General features: G+C 30.3%; 9 protein-coding genes and 1 pseudogene. 2 read left to right on the top strand and 8 right to left on the bottom strand.

All coding sequences use genetic code 11. The features are described 5' to 3' along the window. Positions 1-132 precede the first annotated feature (132 nt). The 7 genes and pseudogenes from dxr to L8D11_RS01255 all read right to left on the bottom strand — a co-directional run bounded on the left by dxr (position 133) and on the right by L8D11_RS01255 (position 8,280). On the bottom strand, positions 133-1,287 hold the full coding sequence (gene dxr / locus L8D11_RS01285) for a 1-deoxy-D-xylulose-5-phosphate reductoisomerase (RefSeq protein WP_236869870.1): 1,155 nt from the start codon (positions 1,285-1,287) through the stop codon (positions 133-135). Further along, the gene (locus L8D11_RS01280; protein WP_236869869.1) at positions 1,287-2,003 is read right to left on the bottom strand and encodes a phosphatidate cytidylyltransferase; all 717 of its coding nucleotides are present in this window, start codon (positions 2,001-2,003) and stop codon (positions 1,287-1,289) included. Before L8D11_RS01280 ends, dxr begins: the two co-directional genes overlap by 1 nt. Further along, positions 1,993-2,700: a polyprenyl diphosphate synthase gene (gene uppS, locus L8D11_RS01275; protein ID WP_236869868.1), complete on the bottom strand. Its 708-nt coding sequence runs from the start codon at positions 2,698-2,700 to the stop codon at positions 1,993-1,995. The genes L8D11_RS01280 and uppS overlap by 11 nt, the downstream gene beginning before the upstream one ends. Before the next feature lie 260 nt (positions 2,701-2,960). Then, positions 2,961-4,868: pseudogene (locus tag L8D11_RS01270) on the bottom strand (ATP-dependent helicase); the annotation flags it as partial. 14 nt (positions 4,869-4,882) lie between these two features. After that, positions 4,883-6,082 (bottom strand): DNA recombination protein RmuC, encoded by a 1,200-nt coding sequence (locus tag L8D11_RS01265; RefSeq protein WP_236869867.1) that lies wholly within the window; start codon positions 6,080-6,082, stop codon positions 4,883-4,885. 141 nt (positions 6,083-6,223) lie between these two features. Then, positions 6,224-7,090 (bottom strand): DNA adenine methylase, encoded by an 867-nt coding sequence (locus L8D11_RS01260; protein ID WP_236869866.1) that lies wholly within the window; start codon positions 7,088-7,090, stop codon positions 6,224-6,226. A gap of 20 nt (positions 7,091-7,110) precedes the next feature. After that, the gene (locus tag L8D11_RS01255) at positions 7,111-8,280 is read right to left on the bottom strand and encodes a D-alanyl-D-alanine carboxypeptidase family protein (protein ID WP_236869865.1); all 1,170 of its coding nucleotides are present in this window, start codon (positions 8,278-8,280) and stop codon (positions 7,111-7,113) included. Between the two features lie 8 nt (positions 8,281-8,288). Between L8D11_RS01255 and L8D11_RS01250 the strand changes: the two genes are divergently transcribed. Together L8D11_RS01250 and cgtA are read left to right on the top strand one after the other, a co-directional pair. After that, a complete protein-coding gene (locus L8D11_RS01250; protein ID WP_236869864.1) occupies positions 8,289-8,816 on the top strand; it encodes a hypothetical protein in 528 nt (175 codons plus the stop codon). Positions 8,817-8,822: 6 nt separating this feature from the next. Further along, positions 8,823-9,824 carry an Obg family GTPase CgtA gene (gene cgtA / locus L8D11_RS01245; protein ID WP_236869863.1) on the top strand — a complete coding sequence of 334 codons (1,002 nt, stop codon included), beginning with the start codon at positions 8,823-8,825 and terminating at the stop codon, positions 9,822-9,824. A 146-nt stretch (positions 9,825-9,970) separates the two neighbouring features. Here cgtA and L8D11_RS01240 read toward each other — a convergent pair. Continuing rightward, positions 9,971-10,154, bottom strand: a 184-nt coding sequence (locus L8D11_RS01240) for a hypothetical protein (protein WP_236869862.1), incomplete at its 5' end; no start/stop codon positions are given.

The following is a 10,154-nucleotide window of genomic DNA, read 5'->3' as shown; positions in this document are numbered from 1 at the left end:
AATGCACACAATGTTTTGCAGATTAAAGCGACTATGTCCTCTAATGAGTGGAATCTTTATGAAGCAAATATTGACAATGAGTTGATTCTAAAAGTTGCTTAACGCTATCTAATATTTATGCTTCCGTTAATGTTACAATTTTTGTAAAACCGTCTTTGTTTCTTTTTCAATTTTATCAGTAAAATTCAATACATCTTCTAGGGTTGATATATTGATTGGTTCAGTTTGATTCATAATTATCTTAACTACCTTATCGATTCCTAAAAAACTTACTCTATTATTAAGAAATGCCTCAACTGCAACCTCATTTGAAACATTAAATGCAATCAGCGCGTAATTACCAAATCTATATGCTTCCTTAGCTAGGTAAAATAATGGAAATAGCTCCCGATTAATCTCCTTAAAATTTAAAGATCCAATTTTTGAAAAATCCAAATGATTATAGTTAAATCTTACTCTCTTTGGATATTCAAGCACCGTTGAAATCGGTGTTCTCATATCATGATATCCCATTTGAGAAAGAACTGAACCATCAGCATAATATACCATTCCATGAATGATTGACTCTGGATGGATTATTGCATCTACTTTATCAATATCTAAATTAAAAAGTTTACATGCTTCAATCACTTCTAAACCCTTATTAACCATATTGGCACAATCCACAGAAATTTTGTCCCCCATTTTCCACTTAGGGTGCCTAATTGCTTCTTTTGGAGTTATATTTTTAAGTTCATCAATGCTTTTGTTAAGAAATGGACCACCAGAAGCAGTTAGCATTACTTTCTCTATATTATCCCTATTTTTTTCCTCAAATACTTGAAAGATAGCATTATGTTCTGAATCTAAGGGGATTATTTTGGTAATACTGTTTTTTGCTTTGTTAGTTATAAAATCTCCTGCGCAAACTATGCTTTCCTTATTGGCAAGCCCAAGCACTTTAGAATTGCCAATTGCTTCCATGATTGGCTTTAATGCAATAATACCACTGATTCCAACAACTGTGATGTCATATTTTAGACCTGCCAAATTGACAAGTTCATCATAGCCAGAGAAAATTTTTATATCATAACCACTTAGTAACTCCTTCAGCTCTTTGAATTTACTATCATCGCAAATTACAACATTTTTTGCTCGAAATTCTATAGCCTGCAAAGCCAGCTTCTTAACATTTTCATTTGCCGTTAGAGTTTCAACCTCATATTTATCTTGATGCTGTGATATTAAATTTAATGTGTTGCATCCAATACTGCCAGTCGAACCTAAAATACAAATTTTCTTTTTCATTACATGCAAGCTAAAATATACCAAAAAAATGCTGAAAGAAATATACTATCCATTCTATCTAAAACACCTCCATGCCCTGGCAAAATATTACCACTATCTTTTACATCAAATCTTCTTTTAAACCAGGATTCTAATAAATCTCCAATCTGCCCGATAAGACCAGAAAACATTCCGACAAAACCATATGCTATTAAATAACCAATACCCTCACTATTTACACATTCAGAAAAATCTAAGGTAAATTTATTTTTTATTAATTCATAAAATAAACAAAATGGTATAGGAAAAAGGAAAGTTATTACAATTCCACCAAAAAGACCAGACCAAGTTTTTTTAGGACTAATTTTAGGACATAATTTTGCCCCTCCAATTAAGGAACCTGCAAAATAAGCAGCTGTATCAAACACCCAAATTGTAAGTATCAGAAAAAAAGGAGATATTCCTGAATTAGAATTAATAACACACCTAATACAATAAATAGATAGTCCTATATAAATTAATATTGGTATTATCCAAATCAGCTTGTTTAGAAAGGACAGATTTTTGTCATTATTGACAATCGTAATCACTTCATAAGTTGCAATGACAAATATTAACCCTAAAAATAAATCAATAAAAATTCCACCTTTAATTACTATATATACTACAATTGGGATTAACACTAAAGCTGTGAGAACCCTTTTAAATAAGTTATTTCCTAATATTTTACTTCCCATATTTCCTCTCTCTTTTATTAAAATCTTCTATGGCATCTAGTAAATCTTGCTTAGCAAAATCTGGCCAATATTTATTCGTGAAATAAAGCTCTGTATAAGCAATTTGCCATAATAAAAAATTGCTAAGTCTTTTTTCTCCGCTCGTCCTAATTAATAAATCAGGATTTGGTATTCCATGTGGATTTATAGCAGATTCAAATAATTCTTCAATATTATTTTGATTTAGAGATTCATTACCATATTGTTCTCCTAATTTTAAAATTGCACTTGTTATCTCATTCCTTGCCCCATAACTCACAGCAATAATTGCACAAAAACTATTTTGCAAAGACTTATCTTCAACTTGTTTCATAGAATCTCTAATATCTTCATCCAATTTTAATCTATCACCAATAAAAATTATCCGTATACCCTTTTTAATTAATTTTTCGATATCATTTTTTAAATAATCTCTAAACATATCCATCAGCTTTGTAACTTCATCTTTTGGTCTTTGCCAATTCTCAAGGGAAAAAGCGTATAGGGTTAAATATTTAATACCCAAATCCCTGGAGTATTCTATTATTTTTTGAGCAGATTCAATACCTTTTTGATAGCCTATAATCTTCGGTAAATTTTTCTCTCTTGCCCACCTACCATTCCCATCCATAATAATTGCTATGTGCTGTGGAGGCATATTAATATTGCTTTGAATCATCAAATTACCTAAATTAATTTTAAAAATTCTGACATTATCTTCTTCACTCCCTCTTTTTCAAAAAATATTTCTTTTATATCTCCTTCAGCAGATAAAATAATTCCTCTACCAAATTTGATATGTGAAACCTTAGTTCCTATACTAAATTTTTCTATTTTTACTGGTTTGTAGTTTTCTTTTTTGACATCCTTAAATGATGTTACATTTTTTTGTGCTGAAGCTAATGAACTATTAAAGTAGTTATTTACCAGTTGATAACTATCTTTTGGCAGTTCATTAATGAACCTTGATATCTCTGAGGCCTGAAAATCTCCATATATCCTTCTATAGCATGCATACGAAATTGAGAGATTTCTTTTCGCTCTTGTTATTGCCACATACGCCAATCTTCTTTCTTCTTCTAACCCTAATTCCTTCTTTTCTTCTATTGATTTTGAGCTAGGGAAAACACTCTCTTCCCAGCCTGGCAAAAATACTGTATCAAATTCCAAACCTTTAGCAGCATGAATTGTCATAATGTTCACCCTGTTATCTTCGGCAACATTGTCTGCATCACTTATCAAGCTTATGTACTCCAAAAATTCTTGCAAATTTTCATATTCACTTAGACTATTAATCAATTCATTAATATTATCAATCCTCTCCCTAGACTCATGCTTATTATCATTTTTCCACGTATCAATATAGCCCGCTTTATTCAATAAAACTTTAACAACACCAGCATGGTTACCAACTCTTAAGTTATTATTACTTTCCTCTATTAAGGTAATAAAATGATTGAGCGATTCCATTGCTTTACCCTTAATTTTTTTTTCACTAATCATTCCTTTTATAGCATCAAACATTGATATGTTCTGTTCTTTAGCAACATTTAAAACGCTCATAAGAGTACTATTTCCAACACCTCTTTTAGGGGTGTTGACAACTCTTTCAAATGCCAAGTTATCATTTTTATTAACAAGAAGCCTTATATAGGCTATGCAATCTCTTATTTCCAATCTATCGTAGAATTTGGTGCTACCCACTATTCTATATGGAACTCCCAAAAAATTCAAACTCTCTTCAAAATTTCTTGTTTGATACCCTGCTCTCACTAAAATAGCCATCTCAGAAAGCGTTGTTTTTTTTAGCCTTTCTAGCATATCGATTTCATCTGCAATAGCCCTCGCTTCCTCCTTATCATCATAATAATTTATGACTTTAACCTTATCCCCATCTGTCCTATCAGTCCATAAATTCTTAAAATGCCTATTTGCATTATTAGCAATTAACTTACTAGCTAAATTTAAAATATGCTGAGTAGAACGATAATTTTTTTCAAGTCTCACTACCTTAGCATTAGGATAATCTTTGTCAAATCTCAAAATATTTGTAATTTCCGCCCCTCTCCATGCATATATAGATTGATCATCATCCCCAACGCAGCAAATGTTATTATTATTTTGAGATAAGGTTCTCAGCCATAAATATTGCGCAATATTAGTATCTTGATATTCATCAACTAATATATATTTAAATTTACTTTGGTAATATAAACATATATCTAAATTATTATTAAAAAGCTGAATGTTATTCAAAAGTAGATCTCCAAAATCCATAGCATTAAAATTTTTTAACCTACTTTGATATTCAGTGTATAATTTACTTAACTTACCTAAAGCAAAGTGCTCAGCCTCATTGGCTGCTACATTTTCAGGAATTATTGCCCTATCTTTAAACCTATTAATATAATAAAGCAAAACCTTTGGAGAAACGCTTTTTTCATCAAGGTTATAATCCTTAATCAATTGCTTAGTTACCCTTAATTGGTCGTCTTGATTTATGATAGTGAAATCACTAGTGTAACCTAATAATTCTGCATGACGCCTTAAAATTTTCGCTGCGATAGAATGAAAAGTGCCTATATTCATCGAGCCAGTTACATTTTTTAAAAATTTATCAACTCTTTGCTTCATTTCATTAGCCGCTTTGTTGGTGAATGTAACAGCAAGGATTTGCGATGGAAATGCAATATTATTATTTAAAATATGTATGATTCTTGAGGTTAAAACTTTTGTTTTGCCAGTTCCTGCTCCAGCTAAAATTAGTAACGGGCCATTTATATGTGAGACGGCCTCTAACTGATTCTCATTTAATCCTGATAAATAATCCCCTTTAGAGTTTTCCATTTTAAATTTTTTATTTATTTTAAAAGTGGTAATTTTTCAACATTTTGCAGTTTATTCTTTATTACATTACCCTTATATTCAGCCTCACCTATAGCTTTGCTGGCCTGATCTAATTTTATTCTTGTTTTACTTAAGATACTAACAAAATTAGAAAATTCATGTTTAACTGAATCTAAAAGTTTCCAAACTTCACTTGATCTTTTTTCAATAGCTAGAGTTTTGAAACCCATTTGAACGCTGTTAAGTAATGCAGTCAATGTGGTTGGACTTGTTACTATAACACGATATTCACGTTGTAACTTTTCAAGCAACCCTGGGATTCTCACTACCTCTGCATATAATCCCTCTATAGGAAGAAACATCACTGCAAAATCTGTGCTATGTGGCGGCTTAATATATTTTTCATTTATACTTTTAGCTTCCTTCATAACAACAGCTTCTAATATTTTTATTTGTTTTTCAATATTCGGCTTATCCACCTCTTCATAAAATTCTATAAGCTTATAGTATTCTACCAAAGGTAATTTTGCATCTATAGGTAACAAAGTTTCTGAATTTTCCTCATCCTTATTGGGTAATTTTAAGGCATACTCCACTCTTTGATTGCTCAAAGGGTTTATTTTTGCATTCATGGTGTATTGCTCTTCACTTAAAATCTGTTTTAGAATACTACCTAATTGGACTTCTCCCCAAATTCCCTTTGTTTTAACATTAGTTAGAACCTTTTTTAAATCTCCAACACCTGTTGCCAGATGTTGCATTTCTCCTAAACCTTTATGCACCATTTCTAGTTGATTACTCACAAGTTTAAAAGATTCTCCCAACCTCTTTTCAAGTGTAGATTGAAGCTTTTCTTCAACAGTTACTCTAATTTCATCCAATTTCTTTTGACTATTTTCTTGCATCTGATTAACCTTTTCTTCCATTGATCGCCTCATGTTTTCTATTTTATTCTCATTCAATTCTGCGATCTGTACCAACTGTTTTTGCATGGAACCCAACTGTTTTTGTTGATTTAAATGATTATTTTCAACTTGTTTAGAGATACTATTGTGTAGAAAATTTATTTGTTTATCAAAAAAATTATTTAGGTGATTTAATGATGATTTCTGTTCTATTATTAGATCCTTTAAATTTTCTGCACCTTTTGTATTTTTATTAATTATGATAAAGATAAGCGTTACCATACATAATATTAGTATTAGCAGTGACATTATTCCTATTGTAAGCACAATATCCATAATATTAAATATTCCCCTTATTGGCCCATATTGTGAATTCCATCATACTGAATACCCCCAATCAACTTATCATCAATTTGATATTTTAAATCTTGTTTATTCATTGACATCATCTTAATAATTCGTAATTAACGTTTCCAATATCGAGTGACGCTTATCAGATTTACAATTTATAAATCTTGGAGCAGCAACATTTTTGATTTTAAAATTTTTATATATAGAGCGTATAAATTCTGTATCAGAGTTTGATATCATAAATTTTATACCATCCCTATCCAATTCAATTGCAAAATCTCTTAACCTAATTTGATCTTTTTCCACAAAACCTTCACTCAGATATCCAACAAAGGAATTATTATTTAACTGATGATATGGCGGATCAAAATAAACAAAATCTCCCTTTTGTGGTGTTATTTTTCTAAAATCTTGATATTTTATGTCTGCATTTTTCAAGACTTCACTCACTAATTTTAAATTGCATTCATCTACAATATTGGGATTTTTATAACTCCCAATAGGTGTATTAAAATTACCATCTTTATTTACTCTATAAAGACCATTAAAACATGTTTTTAGCAAATAAATAAACCTAGCTGTATTTTCAACTGGCTCCTCAATATCTTGCATACTACGCACTTTATAAAAATACTCCTGACAATGTAATTCTTTATGTTGTTTCAACAAAGCAATCAATTTTTCTGTGTTATTTTTGATAACTTGATACGCCACAATTAAATCAATATTTAAGTCCGATAAAAAGCTGTAGTTTACTTTATCATGCAATTCATAAAATAGAGCAGCTCCACCAGCAAAGGGTTCATAGTAATTTTTAATATTCTTTGGTAATTCTTTGATCAAGTGATTTATTATATTCCTTTTTCCCCCAACCCACTTAATAAATGGTTTAATCTTAACAGATTTATTATTAACCATGGTCAAGGATGATTGCATAATATTGTAATTATTTTTCAAGTTTTTCATAATTTCATAAATCATGCTGATTAAAATATTTTTTTAAAAAAATATTTTATTCTTTGAAGAACTTTTTTAATAATCCCTGATTCTTCAACATCTGTACTTGCAAGGAGGTCAACCTCCTTAATCAGAATTTTTTCTTTATTATTCATAATTTTTAATTTACCAACCACAGCACCCTTTTTAATAGGTGCTTCTAATGGTTCCTTATACTGAGTTAAAAATAATAAGTCTTTCGTTCTGTCATATTCTAAAGGCACCGTTATAACAATTTCACCTTGCACATTTAATGATATTTGATTCAAATTTCCATATATTACATCTGCCTCAACAACCTCATTTTGTCCTTTAAATAATATTAAATTTTTAAAATTTGAAAAGCCAAAATCAAGGAGCTTTTTTGCCTCAATTTCCCTTTCCTTTTCACTTTTAAGACCATTTATCACGGCAATCAATCTTCTTCCATCCCTTTTTGCACTTGCTACTATCCCATATCCACCTAAATCGGTTTTTCCGGTCTTTATTCCATCAACACCATATGAACCTATTAAGGTATTTCTATTATTTTGTTTGATATTATTAAATGAATGCTGCTTAACAGCATGGTAGTGATAATATTCAGGAAAATCTTCAATTAATTTAGTTGCTAAAACTGCTAAATCCCTTGCACTCATTACGTGCCCATCATCAGGCCACCCCGTACTATTTTTAAAAACTGTGTTTTTTAAATCCAATTTCTTCGCGTATATATTCATTTCATTAGCAAAATTTTCTTCACTCCCATGTAGGCTCTCAGCTAAAGCAATAGATGCATCATTTCCAGATAAAACTATTATTCCCTTTAAAAGCTCATCTACCGAAACCTGCTCTCCAGGTTTTAAAAACATCTTGGAGCCACCTTTTTTAGAGGCATTATCGCTAATAGTAAATTTATCCGATAATTTTAATCTCCCATCTTTCAATTTTGCAAATGCAATGTATGATGTCATTATTTTTGTCATAGATGATGGAGTCATCGGCACATTTCCGTTTTTATCGTATAACACTTCGCCGCTTTCATAATCAACCAAATATGCATATTCAGCATTTGTATTAAAATTTATTGGAAAAATGTTATCTTGAGCTAAGACAAAAGTTATTGTATGAGTTATACAAATGAGTGTTATAAAAATTTTATACATTATTGAATTAAACATTGAAATATATGAAAAATAGTTTGCCATTAATTGGTTTTTTAGCTTATCTTTGCCTTTCATGTATTGTAAGTCCCGCAGAAGCAAAAATCAACGTACAAAAACAACAAAGAAATATAGGTAATTGGATAACATATATTGAGAAAAAAGGTAAGCAAAAAATATGTTATACTTATTCCAACCCCATCAATACTACATTATACACTGGAGCAAGAGGAGATACCTATGTTAATATTAATTATTTGGGAAAGGACAAATTCACAATTACCGCTTACGCTGGATATGATTTATCAAAACAACATCTTGTTATTTTGACTGTTGATGAAGATAAAAACTACAATTTGGATAGTTCATATGAAAGTTATGCCACTACATATAACAGTGATCAGGATAATTACCTAATCAACTTATTAATCAAAACAAACATAAATTATTTTTCTATTAAGAGTTACAAGGATGATAAAAATTTTGCTTTAGACTATTACGATCTATCAGGTTTCAAAGAATCGTTGCAATATTTAAAAAATAATTGTTCTTAAAAATTTATGTACTTTATAGACGAAGCTAAAATATATTTAAAAGCAGGCGATGGTGGAAACGGAATTGCAAGTTTTAGAAGAGAAAAATACATAGAATTAGGAGGACCAAACGGTGGCAATGGTGGTGATGGTGGCTCAATTATACTTAAGGTCGCACCAAACATAAATACTCTAGTTGACTTTAGATATAAGCAGCATTTCAAAGCCCCTAAGGGACAAAATGGACAGGGAAGTGACAAAACTGGTAAATCAGGAGAAGATTTAATAATTTATGTACCTCAAGGAACTCAAGTTCTATCTGAAGATAGAAAATACATATTATATGATTTTGACCATCCCGAGCAACAAGAAATTATCCTAAAAGGTGGAGGAGGAGGTTTAGGAAATAGCAATTTTAAATCTTCAAGAAACCGGGCTCCTAGAAAATTTACAGCAGGTAAAATTGGAAATGAAATGTGGATATGGCTAAATTTAAAACTTTTATCAAATATCGGATTATTAGGAATGCCTAATGCTGGAAAATCTACATTTTTATCCAGAGTAACTTCTGCTAAACCAAAAATTGCAGATTATCCATTTACTACTTTAAAACCTCAGCTGGGAGTTGTCTATTATGAACATAATGAATTTACAATAGCAGATATTCCTGGTTTGATAGAAGATGCAAGCTTAGGGCATGGACTTGGAATAAAGTTTCTAAAACATCTAGAAAGATGCGAAATACTTCTACACATCATAGATATTACAAGTGATGATATTATAAATAATTATGAAATAATTAGAAAAGAATTAAAAAATTACGGCAAACTTATAGATAAAATGGAACTAATTTTATTATCAAAAATTGATATGCTTGACGATAAGCAAATACTAAAAAAGAAAAAGGAACTTGAAGAACACACTCATAAAAACGTTATGCTCTATTCTGGTATTAACAATACTGGTATTGTTGACATGAAGAGAAATCTATTTAATACCTTACAGTCATTTAAATCAGAAAATAATTAACCAGATTTATCAATTTCAGCCGAAAATTATATATAATTCAATCATTAGAACCAAAATTTACTGTGAATCACATTATTTGATACTCAAATCTGATTTTTAAATTTGCCAGCTAAACAATTCTAACAGTATTTAAAAAAAGAAAAATACTAAAGTGTTTGCCTAAAGGCAAGGGTGTTAACCCTATCCCACAGGGGGACACATAAAAAAGACCATTGCATAATAGGCAGAAAGAAACATATATGATAGAATGAAAAGATAAGTACATACGAAAGAGGAGGCAAAATGTCATTTTTAGTAAGAGAAGCAGAAGAACGTATAGAGAAGAGTAAG

This window comes from Candidatus Bandiella numerosa (genome assembly GCF_021811875.1).
Taxonomy (GTDB): domain Bacteria; phylum Pseudomonadota; class Alphaproteobacteria; order Rickettsiales; family Midichloriaceae; genus Aquirickettsia; species Aquirickettsia numerosa_A.
Note: the sequence above shows the minus strand (reverse complement) of the source record. Positions and strands in the feature narration are given on the sequence as shown.

Coding starts and splice junctions, on each gene's coding strand:
- dxr (WP_236869870.1), bottom strand. CDS start 1,287: ATGAAAAAGAAAATTTGTATTTTAGGTTCGACTGGCAGTATTGGATGC.
- L8D11_RS01280 (WP_236869869.1), bottom strand. CDS start 2,003: ATGGGAAGTAAAATATTAGGAAATAACTTATTTAAAAGGGTTCTCACA.
- uppS (WP_236869868.1), bottom strand. CDS start 2,700: ATGATTCAAAGCAATATTAATATGCCTCCACAGCACATAGCAATTATT.
- L8D11_RS01265 (WP_236869867.1), bottom strand. CDS start 6,082: ATGTCACTGCTAATACTAATATTATGTATGGTAACGCTTATCTTTATC.
- L8D11_RS01260 (WP_236869866.1), bottom strand. CDS start 7,090: ATGAAAAACTTGAAAAATAATTACAATATTATGCAATCATCCTTGACC.
- L8D11_RS01255 (WP_236869865.1), bottom strand. CDS start 8,280: ATGTTTAATTCAATAATGTATAAAATTTTTATAACACTCATTTGTATA.
- L8D11_RS01250 (WP_236869864.1), top strand. CDS start 8,289: ATGAAAAATAGTTTGCCATTAATTGGTTTTTTAGCTTATCTTTGCCTT.
- cgtA (WP_236869863.1), top strand. CDS start 8,823: ATGTACTTTATAGACGAAGCTAAAATATATTTAAAAGCAGGCGATGGT.